This window comes from Flavobacterium sp. Root901 (genome assembly GCF_001429765.1).
Classification (GTDB): domain Bacteria; phylum Bacteroidota; class Bacteroidia; order Flavobacteriales; family Flavobacteriaceae; genus Flavobacterium.
The window spans coordinates 734,885-755,902 of the sequence record NZ_LMJB01000006.1 but is presented as its reverse complement, the minus strand read 5'-3'; the positions used below and the strand labels follow the sequence as shown (position 1 = coordinate 755,902).

The 21,018-nt window shown below is 33.3% G+C and carries 18 protein-coding genes; 2 read left to right on the top strand and 16 right to left on the bottom strand.

Translation table 11 applies throughout. From position 1 onward, the window contains the following. Positions 1 to 91: 91 nt before the first annotated feature. From acs to ASE21_RS12685, 7 genes are all read right to left on the bottom strand, one after another. Positions 92 to 2,002 carry an acetate--CoA ligase gene (gene acs / locus ASE21_RS12715; protein WP_057123029.1) on the bottom strand — a complete coding sequence of 637 codons (1,911 nt, stop codon included), beginning with the start codon at positions 2,000 to 2,002 and terminating at the stop codon, positions 92 to 94. A 506-nt stretch (positions 2,003 to 2,508) separates the two neighbouring features. Then, positions 2,509 to 3,978: a ketol-acid reductoisomerase gene (gene ilvC / locus ASE21_RS12710; RefSeq protein WP_057123028.1), complete on the bottom strand. Its 1,470-nt coding sequence runs from the start codon at positions 3,976 to 3,978 to the stop codon at positions 2,509 to 2,511. Positions 3,979 to 4,065: 87 nt separating this feature from the next. Then, positions 4,066 to 4,587, bottom strand: a complete 522-nt coding sequence (gene ilvN / locus ASE21_RS12705; RefSeq protein ID WP_056209390.1) for an acetolactate synthase small subunit — start codon at positions 4,585 to 4,587, stop codon at positions 4,066 to 4,068. Between the two features lie 79 nt (positions 4,588 to 4,666). Continuing rightward, positions 4,667 to 6,355, bottom strand: a complete 1,689-nt coding sequence (ilvB, locus tag ASE21_RS12700) for a biosynthetic-type acetolactate synthase large subunit (RefSeq protein WP_057123027.1) — start codon at positions 6,353 to 6,355, stop codon at positions 4,667 to 4,669. Between the two features lie 90 nt (positions 6,356 to 6,445). Next, positions 6,446 to 8,119: a dihydroxy-acid dehydratase gene (ilvD, locus tag ASE21_RS12695; RefSeq protein WP_057123026.1), complete on the bottom strand. Its 1,674-nt coding sequence runs from the start codon at positions 8,117 to 8,119 to the stop codon at positions 6,446 to 6,448. Positions 8,120 to 8,387: 268 nt separating this feature from the next. Continuing rightward, positions 8,388 to 9,506 carry a 3-isopropylmalate dehydrogenase gene (gene leuB / locus ASE21_RS12690; RefSeq protein WP_057123025.1) on the bottom strand — a complete coding sequence of 373 codons (1,119 nt, stop codon included), beginning with the start codon at positions 9,504 to 9,506 and terminating at the stop codon, positions 8,388 to 8,390. 85 nt (positions 9,507 to 9,591) lie between these two features. Continuing rightward, a complete protein-coding gene (locus ASE21_RS12685) occupies positions 9,592 to 10,767 on the bottom strand; it encodes a 2-isopropylmalate synthase (RefSeq protein ID WP_057123024.1) in 1,176 nt (391 codons plus the stop codon). Positions 10,768 to 10,922: 155 nt separating this feature from the next. Between ASE21_RS12685 and ASE21_RS12680 the strand changes: the two genes are divergently transcribed. Beyond that, the gene (locus ASE21_RS12680; protein ID WP_057123023.1) at positions 10,923 to 12,467 is read left to right on the top strand and encodes a hypothetical protein; all 1,545 of its coding nucleotides are present in this window, start codon (positions 10,923 to 10,925) and stop codon (positions 12,465 to 12,467) included. Between the two features lie 229 nt (positions 12,468 to 12,696). Here the strand turns inward: ASE21_RS12680 and ASE21_RS12675 are convergent, their stop codons facing one another. Together ASE21_RS12675 and ASE21_RS12670 are read right to left on the bottom strand one after the other, a co-directional pair. After that, positions 12,697 to 14,352, bottom strand: a complete 1,656-nt coding sequence (locus tag ASE21_RS12675) for a M1 family metallopeptidase (protein ID WP_057123022.1) — start codon at positions 14,350 to 14,352, stop codon at positions 12,697 to 12,699. A 146-nt stretch (positions 14,353 to 14,498) separates the two neighbouring features. Beyond that, positions 14,499 to 16,154 (bottom strand): M1 family metallopeptidase, encoded by a 1,656-nt coding sequence (locus ASE21_RS12670; RefSeq protein ID WP_057123200.1) that lies wholly within the window; start codon positions 16,152 to 16,154, stop codon positions 14,499 to 14,501. A gap of 120 nt (positions 16,155 to 16,274) precedes the next feature. Between ASE21_RS12670 and ASE21_RS12665 the strand changes: the two genes are divergently transcribed. Continuing rightward, complete coding sequence (locus ASE21_RS12665) at positions 16,275 to 16,973, top strand: carbohydrate-binding family 9-like protein (RefSeq protein ID WP_057123199.1); 699 nt, start codon at positions 16,275 to 16,277, stop codon at positions 16,971 to 16,973. A gap of 24 nt (positions 16,974 to 16,997) precedes the next feature. On the opposite strand, the gene ASE21_RS12660 is transcribed toward ASE21_RS12665, so the two are convergent. From ASE21_RS12660 to hisF, 7 genes are all read right to left on the bottom strand, one after another. After that, positions 16,998 to 17,432 (bottom strand): hypothetical protein, encoded by a 435-nt coding sequence (locus ASE21_RS12660; RefSeq protein WP_057123021.1) that lies wholly within the window; start codon positions 17,430 to 17,432, stop codon positions 16,998 to 17,000. Positions 17,433 to 17,509: 77 nt separating this feature from the next. Then, complete coding sequence (locus ASE21_RS12655) at positions 17,510 to 17,965, bottom strand: hypothetical protein (protein WP_128414694.1); 456 nt, start codon at positions 17,963 to 17,965, stop codon at positions 17,510 to 17,512. 16 nt (positions 17,966 to 17,981) lie between these two features. Then, positions 17,982 to 18,407, bottom strand: coding sequence for a hypothetical protein (locus tag ASE21_RS12650; RefSeq protein WP_057123019.1), 426 nt, complete (start codon positions 18,405 to 18,407; stop codon positions 17,982 to 17,984). Between the two features lie 12 nt (positions 18,408 to 18,419). After that, positions 18,420 to 18,851 (bottom strand): hypothetical protein, encoded by a 432-nt coding sequence (locus ASE21_RS12645; protein ID WP_057123018.1) that lies wholly within the window; start codon positions 18,849 to 18,851, stop codon positions 18,420 to 18,422. A gap of 14 nt (positions 18,852 to 18,865) precedes the next feature. Beyond that, complete coding sequence (locus ASE21_RS12640; protein ID WP_057123017.1) at positions 18,866 to 19,174, bottom strand: hypothetical protein; 309 nt, start codon at positions 19,172 to 19,174, stop codon at positions 18,866 to 18,868. Between the two features lie 321 nt (positions 19,175 to 19,495). Next, on the bottom strand, positions 19,496 to 20,092 hold the full coding sequence (hisIE, locus tag ASE21_RS12635) for a bifunctional phosphoribosyl-AMP cyclohydrolase/phosphoribosyl-ATP diphosphatase HisIE (RefSeq protein WP_057123016.1): 597 nt from the start codon (positions 20,090 to 20,092) through the stop codon (positions 19,496 to 19,498). Between the two features lie 118 nt (positions 20,093 to 20,210). Further along, positions 20,211 to 20,966 (bottom strand): imidazole glycerol phosphate synthase subunit HisF, encoded by a 756-nt coding sequence (hisF, locus tag ASE21_RS12630; protein ID WP_057123015.1) that lies wholly within the window; start codon positions 20,964 to 20,966, stop codon positions 20,211 to 20,213. Between the last annotated feature and the right edge of the window lie 52 nt (positions 20,967 to 21,018).

The window sequence follows — 21,018 nt, the reverse complement described above, 5'->3', positions numbered from 1 at the left end:
AAGCCTCTTAATTTAATAAGAGGCTTTTTTAATTTTATTCCGTTTTCTGTTTCCCAAATTAACCTGAAAACATAAACCTGAAACAAAATATTTATTCAATTCTGTCTTTACTAATTTCTTCTACAATTTCCGGATTCAACAATGTGGTTGTATCACCAAAGTTAGAAAAATCACCTTCTGCAATTTTGCGCAAAATTCTACGCATAATTTTTCCGGAACGTGTTTTTGGTAAACCGGATACAAACTGAATTTTATCCAGTTTTGCAATTGGCCCAATATGATCTGCGATATATTGATTGATTTCTTTTGATAGATTTTCTTTATTTCTAACCTCTCCGGTTTCTTTCAAAATAACATAGCCATATAGTGCATTTCCTTTAATGTCATGCGGAAAACCAACAATAGCAGACTCTGCCACTGCAGGATGTTCGTTAATAGCATCTTCAATTGGAGCAGTTCCTAAGTTGTGACCGGAAACAATTACAACATCATCTACTCTACCGGTAATTCTGTAGTAACCCACTTCATCCCTTAAAGCGCCGTCTCCCGTAAAATATTTCCCAGGGAAAGCAGTAAAATAAGTATCCTTATAACGCTGATGATCTCCCCAAATAGTCCTGGCAATTCCAGGCCATGGAAATTTAATACACAGACTTCCTACTACTTGGTTTCCTTCAATTTCGTTACGTTTTTCATCCATTAAAACCGGCTGAATTCCCGGTAACGGCAATGTTGCATAAGTTGGTTTTGTTGGTGTAACAAAAGCAATTGGCGAAATCATGATTCCTCCTGTTTCAGTCTGCCACCAAGTATCAACAACCGGACATCTCTTATCTCCTACGTGGTCGTTAAACCAGTGCCACGCTTCTTCATTAATTGGTTCACCAACTGACCCAATTACTTTTAAGGATTTTAGAGGATATTTTTGAATATAATCTAAACTTTCTTTTGCTAATGAACGGATTGCCGTTGGTGCAGTATAAAATTGAGTAATTTTATGTTTTTCGATAATGTCCCAAAAACGACTAAAATCAGGATAAGAAGGAACTCCTTCAAAAATTACGGTTGTTCCGCCATTTAGTAATGGTCCATATAATATGTAAGAGTGGCCGGTAATCCATCCGATATCTGCTGTACACCAGAAAATATCATTTTCTTCATGACTGAATACATTTTTAAATGTATACGCGGTATAAACCATATATCCTGCTGTGGTATGCACCATTCCTTTTGGCTTTCCTGTTGATCCTGAAGTATATAAAATAAACAAAGGATCTTCAGCATCCATAATTTCGGCAACACTATTATCAAGAGCAGCATCTAATAAAGGCTGTAACCAGATATCACGTCCTTCTTTCATTGCAACTTCTGTTTTTGTTCTTTTTACAACCAAAACTTTAGAAACAGATGGACAAGTGTCTAAGGCTTCGTCAACAATTCCTTTTAAATCAATTGTTTTGTTGCCTCTGTAACCACCGTCAGATGTAATAACCATTTTACATTCGCAGTCATTAATTCTGGCAGAAACTGCTGAAGAAGAAAATCCTGCAAAAACTACCGAGTGAATAGCTCCAATTCTGGCACATGCTAAAACCGAAACAGCCAGTTCCGGGATCATTGGTAAATAAATACAAACACGATCTCCTTTACGAACTCCCTGATCACGCAATACATTTGCCATTTTAGACACTCGTTCGTATAACTCATTATAACTTATATGCAAAGCAGTTTCAGAAGGATCATTCGGTTCAAAAATAATAGCCGTTTTTTCTCCTCTTTTGCTTAAATGTCTATCGATACAATTTTTTGTAATATTAACCTTTGCATCCGTAAACCATTTTACTTCGGCATCGGCCATATTAAAATCAACAACTTTTTCCCACTGCTGATACCAAGTAAAGTTTTCTTCGGCAATTTTTCCCCAAAATTTTCTTGGCTCTCTTATTGACTTATTGTAATGTTTAAAATATTGTTCTAAATTTTCAATTTTATAATAACTCATAGTTTTGTGGAATTTTTTTTATAAATGTATTAAATCTGCTTCTATTCTTAAAATTATTTAATTCATAAATTTTGTATAAAAAAAACATATAATAAATAAAATATACGTTTTTTTTAAAGTTATTCTAAAAAAACACGTTTTGAGAAAAAATCTAAATCGCAAAAAAGGTATGACAAAGAATTATCATACCTTTTTATTTAACAAATTTCAATAACAATTAATTTTGTAATTTCTGCATTACAACACTTTATCTATTTTGAAAATAGCAGCATCTTTATTAATTAAAATAGAAATTTCAACAAGTACATTTTTTATTAGAAAAAACATACCCCAACTTTAAGGGATCAGCTTCACTTAACTTGCTTAACTCACTGAAGTTAAGTGAATGCAATATGCATCTATATCTATTTTCTTTAATAAGTGCTTACTAATTCAAAATATTAATTTAAAACATTGATACAGAGCAAATTCCACTACATTCGGAATGCGTGGAAATTCCCAATTTATTATCCAATTTTTTTCATAGCTGTCATAGATTCTCTCAACCACGCTCCTACTTCTTCGATAGGATGCTGACGGATTTCTTTATTAACAGCAATTAAAACTGTATTATCTACTCCATTTGAAGTTGAAAACGGTTTACCAATAATATTTGTTTCCACTTTTTTCATGAATTCAGTCAATAATGGTTTACAAGCGTGATCAAATAAATAACAGCCATATTCTGCAGTATCAGAAATTACACGGTTCATTTCAAATAATTTCTTTCTTGCGATTGTGTTTGCAATTAACGGCAATTCGTGTAATGACTCATAATAAGCTGATTCTTCGATAATTCCAGCCTCTGTCATGGTTTCAAAAGCCAGCTCAACACCAGCTTTTACCATAGCAATCATTAAAACTCCATTATCAAAATATTCCTGTTCAGAGATTGGCGCTTCTTGCGGAGCTGTTTTTTCGAAGTTAGTTTCTCCTGTTGCAGCTCTCCATTTCAATAAGTTAACATCATCATTTGCCCAGTCAATCATCATTGTTCTTGAAAACTCTCCGGAAATAATATCGTCCTGGTGTTTTTGGAACAATGGACGCATGATATCTTTTAATTCTTCTGCTAATTCATAAGCTTCAATTTTTGAAGGATTATTTAAACGGTCCATCATATTAGTAATACCACCGTGTTTTAAAGCTTCAGTGATAGTTTCCCATCCGTATTGAATTAATTTTGAAGCATAAGCAGGATCGATTCCTTTTTCAACCATTTTATCAAAACATAAAATAGATCCGGTTTGCAATAAACCACAAAGAATTGTCTGCTCACCCATTAAATCCGATTTTACTTCAGCAACAAAAGATGATCTTAAAACTCCTGCTTTGTGTCCTCCGGTTGCTACAGCGTAAGCTTTTGCCTGATCTAAACCTAATCCGTTTGGATCATTTTCAGGGTGAACCGCGATAAGTGTCGGCACACCAAAACCTCTTTTATATTCTTCACGAACCTCAGAACCAGGACATTTAGGAGCACACATAATAACTGTAATATCTTCACGAATCTGCATTCCTTCTTCAACGATGTTAAATCCGTGAGAATATGCTAAAGTCGATCCTTGTTTCATTAATGGCATAATTGCATTAACCACAGAAGTATGTTGTTTATCCGGAGTAAGATTACAAACTAAATCAGCAGTTGGAATTAACTCTTCATATGTACCTACTTTAAATCCATTTTCAGTTGCATTCTTATATGAAGCTCTCTTTTCAGCAATTGCATCAGCGCGCAATGCGTAAGAAATGTCTAAACCAGAATCTCTCATGTTTAAACCTTGATTCAAACCTTGTGCACCACATCCAACAATAACAACTTTTTTTCCTGCCAATGCTGAAATTCCGTCTGCAAATTCTGACTGCTCCATAAATTCGCAAACTCCAAGTTGCTCTAATTGTAATCTAAGTGGTAATGTGTTGAAATAATTTGCCATTTTGTTTTAAAATATTTAATGAAATGAAATTTAGTAATTAATTTATTTATAATTGATTGTGATCGTGTAATATCACATATTAATTGTTTATTTGAATGTTTCTAACAATGATGAAATCTCCATTTTTTCTTTAGAAACTGAAATCCTTCCTGAACGTACAAACTGCATAATTCCGTAAGGTTTGAATTTTTCGTATAATTCTTCAATTTCTGAACGTCTTCCTGATTTTGAAATCACAAAGAAATCTCTGGAAACCGTTACAATTGTCGACTGACTGTCTTTAATAATATTCTGGATTTGTTTTTCATCAAATAACAAGCTCGAAGCAATTTTAAAAAGTGCATTTTCCAGATAAATGGTTTCTTCGTCTGTATGATAAAATGCTTTTATAACTTCAATTTGTTTCTCGATTTGTCCCACAATATTCTGAACCCATTTTTCAGTTGTATTAACTACAATTATAAATCTTGAAACATTTTCTATTTCTGATTCTGAAACATTTAGACTTAATATATTAATGTGACGCTTTAAGAATATACCTGATATTCTATTTAATAAACCCACATTATTTTCTGAATATACCGATATGGTGAATGTTTTATCTTCCATTTTGTTTTCGTTTATTTTGTTTCAGGTTTCACGTTCTCAGCAGAACTTGAAACTTAAAACCTGAAACCTGAAACTTTTCTTAGCTTAATCTAATTTCTGAAACACATGCTCCTGTTGGAATCATTGGAAAAACATTGTTTTCCTTTTCCACCATGACCTCTAAGAAATAAGAATCTTTTGAAGCCAGCATTTCAGCAACGGCAGCATCTAAATCTTCTCGAGCGGTTACTTTTTTAGATTTAATATGATATCCTTCAGCAATTGCAACAAAATTTGGATTGATCATTCTTGTTGAAGCATATCTGTTGTCAAAGAACAATTCCTGCCATTGACGTACCATTCCTAAAAATTCATTGTTCAGAATAACTATTTTTACCGGAACCTGAGTCTGGAAAATTGTTCCTAATTCCTGAATCGTCATCTGGAATCCGCCGTCTCCGATAATTGCAACAACTTCACGCTCTGGTTTTCCCATTTTGGCACCAATTGCAGCCGGAAGCGCAAATCCCATTGTTCCAAGACCACCGGAAGTAATATTGCTTTTTGTTGAATTGAATTTAGCATAGCGGCACGCAAACATTTGATGCTGACCAACATCTGACACGATGATAGCATCGCCATTAGAATGTTTGTTGATCATTTCAATAGTTTCTCCCATTGAAATTCCTTTACCGTTTGTTGGATTTAATTCTTCTTTGATTACAGAATTAAATTCAACTTCTCTTAATGCTTTGAATTCATTATGCCATAAATCATGCGATTTTGCATCTAATAATGGTAGTAAGGCAGCTAAAGATTCTTTTACATCACCTAAAACCGCTACTTCTGTTTTAACGTTTTTATCAACTTCTGCAGGATCAATTTCAAAGTGAATTACTTTTGCCTGTTTTGCATACGTACTTAATTTACCCGTAACACGGTCGTCAAAACGCATTCCAAAAGCAATTAAAACATCACATTCGTTTGTCAATAAATTTGGAGCGTAATTCCCGTGCATTCCCAGCATTCCAACATTCAACGGGTGATCTGTTGGCAAAGCCGAAAGTCCCAAAATTGTCCATGCAGCAGGAATCCCTGATTTTTCGATTACTGCTTTAAACTCTGCTTCTGCCTGACCCAGAATAATTCCCTGACCAAAAACGATCAGCGGTTTTTTTGCACTATTAATTAAGGCAGCAGCCTGGGCAACTTTATCTAAATTTAATTTCGGAACCGGAACATAACTTCTGATTGCCGTACATTTTTCGTAGCTAAAATCAAACTCATCAAACTGAGCATTTTTAGTAATGTCAATTAATACTGGTCCCGGACGTCCGGAGCGGGCAATATAAAATGCTTTTGCAATAATTTCCGGAATTTGAGAAGCTTCGGTTACCTGAAAATTCCATTTGGTTACCGGAGTCGAAATTCCGATAATATCCGTTTCCTGAAAAGCATCAGAACCTAATAAATGTCTTCCTACCTGCCCTGTTATGCAAACTAATGGCGTTGAATCGATTTGCGCATCTGCGATTCCGGTAACAAGATTTGTTGCTCCCGGGCCTGAAGTAGCAATCGCAACACCCACTTTTCCAGTAGCTCTGGCATATCCTTGAGCAGCGTGGGTTGCACCTTGTTCATGACGAACCAAAACGTGGTGCAGCTGATCCTGAAATTTGTATAATTCGTCGTAAACCGGCATTATGGCTCCTCCCGGATATCCATAAATTAAATCTACCCCTTCTTCTAATAAACATCTTATAACGGCTTCTGCCCCTGATATTCTCATAGTATATTATTTTTATCCGTTTCAATAACAATGCAAATTTTATTTGCTTTTTATAATCGTTTATCGAAATTGATTTTGATATTTTTTTTATTAATTGTCGGTAACGCAGCCTGTAGAAGCGCTTGACACCGATCTCGCATATTTAAGCAAAACTCCTCTGTCTACTTTTAAAGGAGGCTGAACCCAGCTCGCTTTTCGAGCTGCAAATTCTTCATCAGATATTTTTAGATCTATAGTGTTTTTTACTGCATCAATGGCAATTATGTCGCCGTCCTGAACAAGTGCAATTCCACCACCATCATAAGCCTCTGGTGTTACGTGCCCTACCACGAATCCATGTGAACCTCCGGAGAACCTTCCGTCTGTAATAAGAGCACAGCTGCTTCCTAGTCCGGCACCAATAATCGCAGATGTAGGTTTTAGCATTTCAGGCATCCCCGGGCCACCTTTTGGCCCGCAATACCTGATGACGACTACATTGCCGGGTTTAATTTTTCCGGCCTGTAAACCTGGAATTACTTCAAATTCTCCTTCAAAAACCACGGCAGGTCCTTCAAAATATTCTCCTTCTTTACCGCTGATTTTTGCTACAGCTCCCTCAGAAGCAAGGTTTCCGTATAAAACCTGAATATTTCCTGTTGGTTTTAATGCTTTTTGTATTTCGTGAATAACTTGCTGCCCGTCTTGTAAATCTGGTGTTGAAGCTAAATTTTCAGCAACTGTTTTTCCTGTTACGGTCAAACAATCTCCATGAATTAATCCAACTTTAAGTAAATATTTCATTACAGATGGAATTCCTCCCACTTCATGAATATCTTCCATCATGTATTTTCCACTTGGTTTCATGTCTGCTAAAACCGGTGTTCTGTCGTTAATTGCCTGAAAATCATCTAAAGTGATTTCAATACCTACGGAATGTGCCATTGCAATTAAGTGCATAACCGCATTTGTAGAACCTCCCAAAACTGCTACAATCGTAATAGCATTTTCAAAAGCTTTGCGGGTCATGATATCTCTTGGCTTAATATCTTTTTCTAATAAAATTCTCATTGCAGCACCGGCAGCAGCGCATTCTTCTCTTTTTTCCTGACTCAAAGCAGGGTTTGAAGAACTGTATGGCAAACTCATTCCTAATGCTTCAATTGCAGATGACATTGTATTTGCCGTATACATTCCGCCGCAGGCACCTGGACCAGGGCAGGAATTTTGAATTACACCTTTAAAATCTTCCGGAGTAATTTCGTTTCTCACTTTTTTTCCTAAAGCTTCAAAAGCAGAAACAATATTTAATGATTCTCCTTTCCATTTTCCGGAGTGAATAGAACCTCCGTAAACCATCATTGCAGGACGATTTAATCTTCCCATAGCGATTAACGCTCCAGGCATATTTTTATCACAGCCGGGAATTGCAATTAAACCATCGTACCATTGTGCTCCCACAACTGTTTCAATAGAATCTGCAATAACGTCGCGGGAAACTAATGAATAACGCATTCCTTCAGTTCCGTTAGAAATTCCGTCACTTACTCCAATGGTATTAAAAATAAGTCCGACCAGATCTGAATCCCAAACACCTTTTTTAACATCTTTTGCTAAATCATTCAGGTGCATATTACATGTGTTACCATCGTAACCCATGCTCACAATACCTACTTGTGCTTTTTTCAAATCTTCTTCAGTTAAACCAATACCGTACAACATCGCTTGTGCCGCTGGCTGTGTTTGATCTTGAGTGATGGTTTTGCTGTACTTATTTAATTCCATTATTGTATTATTTTATTTTAATTTTTATTCAAAAAAAAACCTTCCAGTATTTGGAAGGTTTGTAATATAGTTTTTCAATTATATTTATACCATTCCCGATGCAGATGTGCTAAACACATTGACAACAACGACAGAAGTAATAATAATTGAGATTTGCATCATTTATTTTTTAGTGTTACAAAAGTACGGAAACTTTAAGAACTAAAAAAATAAAATCTCAACATTTTCAATACTTCTTGTTATTTAATTCATAATTTTAATAAAAATTTTAAACTATTGTCGATTGTCCGATATGAACATTGTCATTATTAAAATACAATAGATCATCTTTACTAAAAATAAAGTTAGAAACAAACTCTCCTACTTCATTTGTACCGAATTTTGAATCTGGTTTTAAATCAACCGTAACCACTTTATATTCAATTGCTTTTTCAATTGCCTGATAAATTATATTCGCTTCTGCAAACAATCCGAAATGTTCTAACAACATTGCCGCTGACAAAATTGAAGCAATTGGATTGGCAATATTTTTCCCTTTTGCCTGAGGATAAGATCCGTGGATTGGTTCAAAAAGTGCATTTTTTTCTCCCAAAGATGCCGAAGCCAATAAACCTATTGAACCTGTTATAACGCTGGCTTCATCTGATAATATATCGCCAAATAAATTTTCTGTCAAAATCACATCAAATTGTTTTGGGTTTAAAATCAACTGCATAGCTGCATTATCTACAAATAAAAAGTCTAAAAGAACATCCGGATAACTTTCGCCGACTTTCTGAACTACTTTTCTCCACAATCTTGAAGTTTCCAAAACATTTGCTTTGTCTACCATGGTCAGCTTTTTGCGTCGGTTTTGTGCCGATTTAAAAGCTAAATGTGCAATTCTGGTAATTTCTTCTTCTGAATATTCACATAAATCCGAAGCATGTGTTCCTTCTTCATTTAATGTTTTTGCTCCAAAATAAGCACCGCCTGTTAATTCTCTGAAAATTGTAAAATCTGCACCTTCTATAATTTCTCTTTTTAAAGGAGATGCTTCTAATAATGATTTATAAGGTTTTATAGGACGAATATTAGCAAACAATCCTAATTCTTTACGAAGTTTCAATAATCCCTGCTCCGGACGAACTTTCGCATTTGGATTATTATCGTATTTAGGATCGCCAATTGCACCAAATAAAACAGCATCAGTGTTCAGGCAAAGATTTAAAGTTTGTTCCGGAAGCGGATTTCCGGTTTTATCAATAGCAATAGCTCCCATGAGCGCTTCCTCAAAAACAAATTCATGATTGTATACTTCGCCAATTGCATATAATGCTTTTTTGGCTTGTAAAATTACTTCTGGTCCAATTCCGTCTCCTGGTAAAACTGCTATTTTCAAATTCATAACGTCTCGTTCTTTATGTATTTAAATCTGTTTTTCTTTGTTCTGTCTTCTTTGTTCTATTCTCTCTATTCTATTGTTTCTTCAACTAACTTCTGATTAATTCACCTTCGATTTTAGAAGCTTCGATAATTTGATGAATATCTGCATCTACCACTTCTTTTTTAATATCAGCAAATTTCAAAAACTCAATATATACAGTATCTAATTGTGTTTTAGTCAGTTCGTAACCTACTTTTTTAGCACGGTAAGCTAATGCAGCTCTTCCGCTTCTTGCCGTTAAAATAATAGAAGATTCATTCACTCCAACGTCAAGCGGATCCATGATTTCGTAAGTCGCTCTGTTTTTGATAACTCCGTCCTGGTGAATTCCAGAACTGTGGGCAAAAGCATTTGCTCCAACAATTGCTTTATTTGGCTGCACGATCATTCCCATACTTTCAGAAACCAAACGGCTCATTTCGTTTAATTCTCTTGTATTGATGTTGGTATCTAAATTTAAATACGGATGCTGTTTAAAAATCATCACCACTTCTTCAAGTGCTGTGTTTCCTGCTCTTTCTCCAATACCATTAATGGTACATTCAATTTGTCTTGCTCCATTTATCGCACCTGCAATAGAGTTTGCAGTTGCCATTCCTAAATCATTATGACAGTGACATGAAAGGATTACGTTTTCGATTCCTTTTACGTTTTCCTTTAAATATTTAATTTTTGCTCCATATTCTTCCGGAAGGCAATATCCTGTTGTATCAGGAATATTTAATACAGTTGCTCCGGATTTAATAACTTCTTCACAAACTTTTGCAAGGAAAGCATTGTCTGTTCTACCAGCATCTTCTGCATAGAATTCAACATCTTCTACATATGTTTTTGCGTGAGCAACTGCGAATTTTGCTCTTGCAATAATATCTTCGGGCGTTGTTTGTAATTTGTGGAGGATATGAGATTCTGAAGTTCCGATTCCGGTATGGATTCTAGGTTTCTTAGCGTGCTTTAACGCAGCTGCAGCAACATCAATGTCGTTTTTTACGGCTCTTGTTAGTCCGCAGACGGTTGCATTTTCTACAATTTTACAAATCTCAGAGACCGATAAAAAATCGCCCGGACTTGACACAGGAAAACCAGCTTCGATAATATCAACTCCCATTTTGTCTAGTCGTTCTGCGATAACTAATTTTTGCTTAGTATCTAACTTACATCCTGGAACTTGTTCACCGTCGCGTAATGTGGTGTCAAAAATTTGAACTTTCTCTCTATTCATATTCATTTATTTAATGTAATTTCACATCTTGATAACAAATATATATTGTACTTATTCAGTACCAAATTCATTTTAATGAGATTATACTGTTCATAACACAATTTATAACGATTTAAATATTTAATAATCAATAAGTTATATTATTATTTTTTACAATGGCTAACCATCAAAAAGATTTCTTATTTGTTCTGATAAAATCACTTTCCAAATCTGAAAAAAGGCAGTTTAAAATTTTTGCAAGCCGATTAGAAACTAGTTCAAATACTAAATTCATTGAATTATTTAATATTTTAGATAAATCTGAAACGTATGATGAAAAGCTGATTTTAAAGAGCGGAAGCATTAAAAAAGTACAGCTATCTAACTTAAAATCATATCTATACAAACAAATTTTAGTTAGTATTCGTTTAAATATTCCAAGTCAGAACATTCGATATCAATTGCGCGAACAAATTGATTTTGCAGTTATTTTGTATAATAAAGGTCTATACAAACAAAGTTTAAAAATTCTCGATAAGACAAAACAACAGGCGCTGGAAAATGACGAGAAATATATGGCGTATGAAATTGTCGAATTTGAAAAACTTATAGAATCACAATATATTACCCGAAGTATTCAGGGACGCGCAGACGAACTGGTTGTTCAGGCTAAAGAATTGAATTACCGTAATACGATTTCCAGTAAATTATCAAATCTTTCGCTTCAGTTATACGGAATCATGTTAAAAACCGGTTACGTAAAAAGTGACGAAGAATATAAATATATTGACGATTATTTTAACAAGCACATTGCAAAATTAGATGAAACTAAATTTGGTTTCCGCGAAAAATACTGGTTTTATAATGCTAATCTCTGGCGAAGTTTTTTAGTTCAGGATTTTTTAGCCAGTTATAAATTTGCGTATAAATGGGTTCAGCTTTTTTATGACAACCCGAATATGATTTATCTGAATCCGGTATTTTTCTTAAAAGGAAATCACTACTTTTTAGAATCGCTTTATATGCTGAAGTATACTTCGAATTTTAAAAGATATCTTTCGCTTTTAGAAGAAACTATTGAGGATCCGAGATTTCCGGTAAACGATAACATTGCATCGCTATCATTTCTCTACATATATAATAATAAACTGAATTTACATATTCTTGAAGGTACTTTTGCCGAAAGCGAATATTTAATTCCCGAAATTCTGGATAAGCTGAAATTACACAGCGAGCATCTGGACGAACATCACGAGATGTTGTTTTTCTATAAAATCGCTTCTATTTATTTTGGAAATGAAAAGTATAATGAATGTATTATTTATTTAGATAAAATAATCAATAACAAGAACTTAAGCATGCGCGAAGATTTAATGTGTTTTGCAAGGCTTTTATCGTTGATTGCGCATTATGAACTGGGTAAAGATTATTATTTAGAAAATCATCTTAGAAGCACTTATAAATTCTTGCTAAAAATGAATGATTTACATGAAGTTCAAAAAGAAATCATTAAGTTTCTAAGAAACCTGAATAACTTTTATCCGGCTGATATAAAGAAAGAATTCAAGAAAATGCACGCTCGTTTTGTGGAGCTTGAAAAAAACACTTACGAAAAAAGAGCTTTCCTATATCTTGATATTATTTCCTGGCTTGAAAGCAAAATTGAAAACAGAAAAATTGCGGATATAATTAAGGAAAAGGCAAAACTTAACAGCCGATAAGGTTAAATTTCAATTTTTTTAAATTCCAAATTCCAAAACTATACGGTAACGACCTTTGTCAAAGTTTAAAACTTTGACAAAGGTTTTTTACACAAATTATTAGGTAATACTTGTCATTTCAACCGAGGGAGAAAATAGCACATAGAAACTTTACGTAATGTACTAAACTTAAAAATCCCAAACTCCATCAATTGGAATTTGGGATTTTTTTATTGAAATTTCTTTAAATTTATTCCACGATATTTGAAGTCGTAACATAAAAATCTTTATCAACTTCTAGTTTTCTGTCTTCATTTGTAGTTTTTTCAGACTGCCATTCTGTTGTTGGTTTCAGCCAGGTTTCAACACCGTTTAATTTTACTCTGACCGGCATGTCAAATTTAGCCACACAATTTGTCCAGTGATAACCGAAAGTTCCATTTTTAAACATATATTCAAAAACCGGAATTTGAGTTGTAGTTAAATATTGGGCATACACTCTGTTAAAGTTAATTCCGGATTGTTCGTTTATATAATCCTGAATTTGTTTTCCTGTAACTGTCTGATGGTAAAAAGTTTTATTCATTCCTCTTAAAATCGATTTCCATTTGGCATCGTCATTAATTACCTGACGAATCATGTGAAGCATTGACGCTCCTTTTGGATACATATCTCCGGATCCTTCATTATTTACATCATAATGCCCTATAATTGGAGTATCATTTTTGATGTTTTTTCTGCATCCGATAATATATTCAGCTGCAGCGTCTTTTCCATAATAATATTCTAAAAACAAGCTTTCAGAATAATTTGTAAAACTTTCATGCACCCACATATCAGCAATATCTTTGTAGGTAATATTGTTAGCATACCATTCGTGGCCAGACTCATGAATAATGATAAAATCAAATTTTAGTCCCCAGCCCGTACCGCTTAAATCACGTCCTAAATAACCATTTTTGTATTGATTTCCGTAAGTTACAGAACTTTGGTGCTCCATTCCTAAATACGGAACTTCTACCAATTTGTAGCTGTCCTCATAAAACGGATAAGGTCCAAACCAATTTTCAAAAGCTTTCAGCATTTTTGGAGCATCTTTAAACTGCTCTTTTGCCAAAGCCAGATTATCTCTCAAGACATAATAATTACAGTCTAAATCGCCTTTTTCTCCTTTAAAAACTTCAGAGAAATTCACATAATCCCCAATATTGATGTTTACACCATAATTATTTATAGGATTTGAAACATACCAATTGAAGGTTTTAGTTCCGTCTTTTTCTTTTTTAACGCTTTGCAGTCTTCCGTTTGAAACTTCAGTCAAATCTCCCGGAACATTCACGCTGATTAACATGTTTTCTACTTCATCGTACATATGATCTTTACACGGCCACCACACACTGGCACCTAAACCCTGACAGGATGTAGCAATAAAATCTTTTCCATTTTTATCTTTTTTCCAAGAAAATCCGCCGTCCCACGGTGCTCTAACCGCTTCTTTAGGCTTTCCGTTAAAATAAACTACGATTTCCTTTTTGTCGCCAATCTTTTGCTTTTCACTTAAAGTGATAAAGAAGGCATTTCCGTTTCTTTCAAATTTTAATTCTTTTCCATTCTGCGTTACTTTCGTAATGTTCATTGGTTCCTGCAAATCAATCTGCATTTTATTGTTCTCGGTCAAAACCGTATAACGAACTGTATTTGAGCCCGAAATAGTTTTTTCTTTAGGATCAACTTTTACATCAAGGTGATAATATTTTAAATCCCACCAGGCTCTTTCTTTTGTGATGCTTCCGCGTAAAGTGTCCTGATGTGTAAAAACTGTTTCTCCTTTATTAAGAAGTCCCTGGGCATTGGCAGTAAAACCAATTAAAAAAGCAGTAAAAATGCTTCCGAAGTAATTTTTCATTAGTAAAATGGTATTATTTTGAAATCAATCTGCAACAAATGTAAACATTCGGATTAAGATTTCTAAAATTTTATGATTTCTTCCTCAAAAAACAAACCCAATAAATAAGAAATTTATTGGGCTGTTTTTTTAATTATTTCCGAAGTTTAATTGGTGATATTAAACTCTGTCACGTAAAAGTTTTTATCAACCGCTAAGGTTGGTTTATCTCCTTTGGCATCTTCCGCTTTCCAGTCGGTTGTTGGTTTCAGCCAGGTTTCAACACCATTTAATGTTACTTTTAAAGGCAGATTGAAATTTTCTACAGCATTAATCCAGTGATAAATCAATTTCTGATTTTTAAAATAGTATTCAAAAGTAGGAACCTGAGTTGTTCTTAAATACTGATTAAAAACAGGACTGAAATCTATTCCCGATTGTTTTATAATATAATCTTCAATTTGTTTTGTAGTAACGGTTTGATGGTAAAAAGTGCTGTTTAAACCTCTTAAAATCGATTTAAATTTTGCATCATCATTTATAGCCTGACGAATGGTGTGAATTATATTCGCTCCTTTTGGATACATATCTCCGGATCCTTCGACGTTTACGTCATAATAACCAATAATCGGTTTTTTATTGGTAATCACTTTTCTGATTCCTCTTATATATTCATTTGCAGCCTCTTTGCCGTAATAATATTCAATAAAAAGCGATTCAGAATACGTTGTAAAACTTTCATGCATCCACATATCTGCGATGTCTTTATATGTAATATTGTTTGCAAACCACTCGTGTCCGGACTCATGAATAATAATATAATCAAATTTTAATCCCCAGCCTGTTCCGCTCATATCGTTTCCTCTGTAACCATTTTGATAGTCATTTCCATATGTCACAGAACTTTGATGTTCCATTCCTAAATACGGAACTTCAACCAATTTGTAGCTGTCTTCATAAAACGGATAAGGCCCAAACCAATTTTCAAAAGCTTTCAGCATTTTTGGAGCATCCCGAAAGTGTTTCTTCGCAATTTCAAGATTATCTCTCAAAACATAATAATTACAATCTAAATCGCCTTTTTCTCCTTTAAACTTTTCAGAGAAATTAACATAATCTCCAATGTTGATGTTTACACCGTAATTATTAATTGGGTTTGCAACATACCAGTTAAAAGTTTTGGTTCCATCTTTTTGTTTTTTAACGCTTTGTAACCTTCCATTTGAAACATCGGTTAAATGTCCCGGAACATTTACACTAATCAGCATATTCTCCACTTCATCGTACATATGATCTTTACAAGGCCACCAAACGCTGGCTCCTAAACCCTGACAAGATGATGCGATAAAATCTTTTCCGTTTTTATCTTTCTGCCAGGTAATACCTCCATCCCAGGGCGGGCGAACAGCTTCTTTCGGAACACCTCCAAATGAGATTACAATTTCTTTAGTCTCACCAATTTTTTGATTTTCGCTTAAAGTAATGAAGAAGGCATTTCCGTCTCTTTCAAATTTTAATTCTTTTCCGTTTTGCGTTACTTTCGTAATTTTCATCGGTTCCTGCAGATCAATCTGCATGCGATTATTTTCTGTCAAAACCGTATATCGAACCGTATTGGATCCCGAAATCGTCCTGTCTGCCGGATTTACCTTAATATCCAGATGATAGTATTTCAAATTCCACCAGGCCCTTTCTTTTGTAATGCTGCCGCGTAAAGTATCCTGATGTGTAAAAATGGTTTCAGATTTACCCATAAGCCCTTGAGCATTAACCGAAAAACCAATAAAAAAGGCTATTACAGCACTTCCAAAGTATTTTTTGATCATTTATAATTAGTTTTGAATTAGTAGTTACACTATTAGTATTCTTTTTTGATTAATGTTACAAAATTTGTATTTATATCCGGTATTGTTTTTTATTTTAGCCAAAATTATCCGGTTTTTATGAAATTTAACTCGCTTTTATATCTTTTGGTGTTCTTGTTTTCCATATCTAATTATTCGCAGGTAATTCCCATTTATAAAACGGCAGAAAATATTTTGATTGATGGGGATTTAACCGATTGGAAAACAACATTTTTTGGTCCGTTTGTAATTCACAACTCAGGCAAAAAAGCAGCTCAAAATACGATGGTTTCATTTTCATGGAATGATGAAAATTTATATATTGCTTTTCGTTGTGCCGATTCTCAAATAATAGGAAAACCACAGCCAAAAGATTCTAAAATCTACGAAACAGATGATTTGGCAGAAATTTTTATTGATCCCGACGGTGACGGAAAAAATTATATTGAAATTGGCGTAAATGCTTTTTCTACCTATTATGATATGCTTTTAAAATGTATTTCTCCTGATTGCGGAGGCTGGAATGCAGCAATGGATTTTGATATTTCCGGTTTTGAAACAGTAAGCAAAATAACCTCAGAAGGTTTTTGTACCGAAATTAAGATACCATTTGCAAGCTTGGAAAAAATTAAATACGGCAATTTTACAAAACCAAAAACGGGTACTAAATGGAAAGGAAATGCTTTTAGAATTGATTACGGTAACACAACAGAATATCTTGCCTTACAACCGTATAAGAGTTTAAAATTTGGATTTCATCAGCCGAAAGATTTTGCTGTTTTTGAGTTTGTGGAGTAATACTTTTGTTAATAATCTTATTTTTTATCTCTGAAATTTTCTCAAATCAGTTATTCCTCTTAAAAATAAAACAAGGCCAAACAAGAATACAATAACAATAAAGAAAAATGGCGTTTTTCCAAATTCATTTTGAAATAAAACATAACCTCCAATACTAAAGATTATCAAAAATATACCTAAGTACATTTTTGCTTTCGATTCTTTTTTTAATAACGCAGATTCAATTTTAAATACTTTTTCAATTTTTGATTCTAGTTCGACTGGGATTTCAAAACCACTTTCTAAAATCATAATTCTTACATGACTATAATTTCTATGCGTATAAAATGCCTCTGCAGCATTATCAAATTTTTCTTGTTTTAAAACAGTATCCAGAATGTTTTCAAAAAGGAAAAACAATTCTTTTTCAGATAATTTTTTATTATTTATATAGTCTTGTTTAATCAACTCGATGTTCATTATTATTTTTTTTAAAGATGGAAATTAAAAAAACACATTAAATAATTTAACAGGATTTTGCATTGAAAAATCAAAACTTAAGCAGATTCATTTTTTTTGGCAATTAAATCATTAGCTTTTTTTAGCTGCTCAAATGAATATAGACCAAAATATATTCCAATGATAATACAACAAATAAGCCATATTAAACTGTTCATAAGAAAATATGCTCCTAAACCAATAAATATTATGAAAATTCCAGGGTATATATAACCGTGATATTGATTTTTATACTCTTTAACGGCAATTGCATCAGTTTTTTGAATATTAGAAATTAACTCATGAGGGATTCCTTCATTAACATCTTTAGCTGCTAAAAACAATAACTCCTTATTTGCTTGATACTGTGCCTTATTATAAGGAGGGGCTTTTGGAGAAAATCTCCCGTCTTTTAAAACTCGGTTAGTTATTTCGTAAACTGCAAGTATCTGGTCTTCCAAATAAGTGGTATTGTGTCCAACCAAAACTTTTTCAATAATTTTTTCAATCTCCATTTTGTTTGAGTAAATTTTAATTCTCAAATTCATTTAATTCTCTCTTTGCATTCTTATAATATTCAACTGCCGCATATATTCTAATAGTCCCCAATACAATAACGCTTACACCTATTATAAAACCAAATAAAAAATAACATACAATTCCTGCCAATATTAAAGTGATACCAATATTTCTCTGTGATTGATAAAATTTTTTAGAGTTTTCCAATAAGATCAAATCAACTTTATGGATCTTCTCTAAAAGATCCTCTGGAATAATTACACTTTTAAGAATTTTTCTTAAATAGAAATAATGGTCATTTGTATGAATTGTCTTTTTACCAAATTTGCCTTCTTTTAAAAGATAATTTACTGTATCATCCATTAGTGCTAAATACTTCTCAGAATTAGTAAAATTATGACCGCTAGAAATTTTTTCTTTTATTTTTTGAATATCCATTTTATAAAAGCTCTACAATTCATATTCCTGTACGCCACGAACTAATAAAAAAACACCTAAAAAAAACATTAAAATTTTAGATATATCAGTAAGGAAATCTGCATTATTCTCATCAGTTATCTGATAAATAATTATGCTTAGTACTATTAAAAACAAAGCAAGACACATCATAATAACATATTTTCTATTCAAAAGTTTTGTTTCAGCAAAATGTACTTTATTCAGCTTTAGCAGCAATGAATCCGAAAGTTTGCAATAATTATTTGAAACCAGTTTATCAATTAGCTTTTTGTAGTTTTTATATGTGTAAAACTCTTTAAACTTATTATCAAATCTGCCTCTTTTTGAAATTATATCAATAAAATCTTCATGAAGTACGAGCAATTTATTTTGTGTTAAATCATTATTATTTGAAAAATTTTCTCTAATTTTCTGTACTTCCATTTTGATATGCTATTTTAGTATTGACGATAATTACCTATTCCTTTTAAAAAAAGTATTATGCCTTGTAACACAAAAGCGATGCTTATCAAAATGGTTATTCCGAAACCAACTACAGACCAAAGGAAAATGCCTAAACCAATACCTGCCAGAAAAAAAACTATTCCGGCGAATATTTGCATTTTGGCTTCCTTATTAAAAAGTTTAGCTTCAATTATCCGGACATAATCGATTTTCTTAAGTAAATGAGAGAATTTTGAAGAATCTTCCAAAACAACTAATTTTGATAGTTTTAAAAAAGTGCCATAATTATAAAAGGCATTCATAGTTTAATCAAACCTTCCTTTAATCAAAACTGATCCATAAAATTTTCTAAAAGCACTATCAGTTCATCATTAGTTAATAATAAATTTTTAGATAGTTTTTCCTTTAAACTTTCAATTTCTCTATTCATTTAAATCATTTTTTGCAAAGATATATTATCAAAGCATAAAAAAGGTAAATTTTAACAAGATTTAACTTAAATAAAATATACTATTTATTTAAACAAAAAAGAGAAATCACACTAAAAATCGACAAAGATTACTATATATACTTTGTGCAATTTCTTGTGTGATTTCTCCCTTCGAGCAAATGACAGATTTATGCTACTTCTGTCTTTTCTTCAAAACTTCAACAACATCATTTAATTGATACCCTTTTGCCTGCAGCAGAATTAAATAATGAAAAAGCAAGTCGGCGCTTTCGCTGAGAAATAAATCGTCATTATCGTCTTTTGCCTCAATAACTACTTCTACCGCTTCTTCACCCACTTTTTGGGCAATTTTGTTAATTCCTTTTTCGAATAATGAAGCTACGTAACTCTTCTCAGAATCAGCATTTTCCCTTCTGGTTTTGATGATGTTTTCTAACTGCGAAATAAAACCATAATTAGCATCATTTGGTTCCTGCCAGCACGTATCTGCGCCTGTGTGGCAAGTAGGTCCGACAGGTTTTGCCTGAATCAAAAGCGTATCGCCGTCGCAGTCATTTTTAATACTTACCAGATTTAAAAAGTTGCCACTCTCCTCGCCTTTTGTCCAAAGTCTTTGTTTGGAACGGCTGAAAAAAGTTACTTTTTGTGTTTCTATAGTTTTTTGAAGCGATTCTTCGTTCATGTAACCCAGCATTAAAACATTTTTCGTTTCTGAATCCTGAATTATCGCCGGAATTAATCCGTGTGCACTTTTGATATCGATTTCCATTTTTGATTTTAGATTTTAGAGTTCAGATTTTAGATTGCTAAAACTGAAAATATTGATATTTTTAATTGATTTTGATATTGCAATTGGAATTTGGATTTTAAAAATTAGAATTTAAACTTTACAATCTTACTTCAATTCCGTTATTACTGAGTTCTTGCTTCAAAGCTTTGATTTCAATTTCCTTAAAATGAAAAACGCTTGCAGCCAAAGCGGCGTCTGCTTTTCCTTTTGTAAAAGAATCCACAAAATGCTGAATATTCCCGGCTCCGCCTGAAGCTATAATCGGAATATTTATCAGGGTTGATAATTTAGCCAAAGCATCGTTGGCAAAACCATTTTTAGTTCCGTCATTATCCATGGAAGTAAATAAAATTTCACCCGCGCCGCGTTCCGCCACTTCTACAGCCCAATCAAAAAGATTTAATTCTGTAGGTACTTTTCCGCCAACCAGATGCACAATCCATTGTCCGTCAATTTGTTTAGCGTCAATTGCAACAACAACGCACTGGCTTCCAAATTTCTGAGCCAAGTCATTTATTAACTGCGGATTTTTTACTGCCGATGAATTGATCGAAACTTTATCAGCACCGTTATTAAGCAATATATCAACATCTTCAACGGAAGAAATGCCGCCGCCCACAGTAAATGGAATGTTGATTTTTTCCGCTACGCTTCGCACCATGTTTACCAGCGTTTTACGTCGCTCTTCGGTGGCTGAAATGTCCAGAAAAACCAATTCATCCGCACCTTCAGCCGAGTATATTTCCGCCAATTCTACAGGATCGCCGGCATCTCGTAAATCTACAAAATTAACGCCTTTTACTGTTCTCCCGTTTTTTATATCTAAACAAGGTATGATTCTTTTTGCTAACATGTTTTTAATGTGTCAATTATTATAATTTAGATAATTTGTCAATTAGAAAATT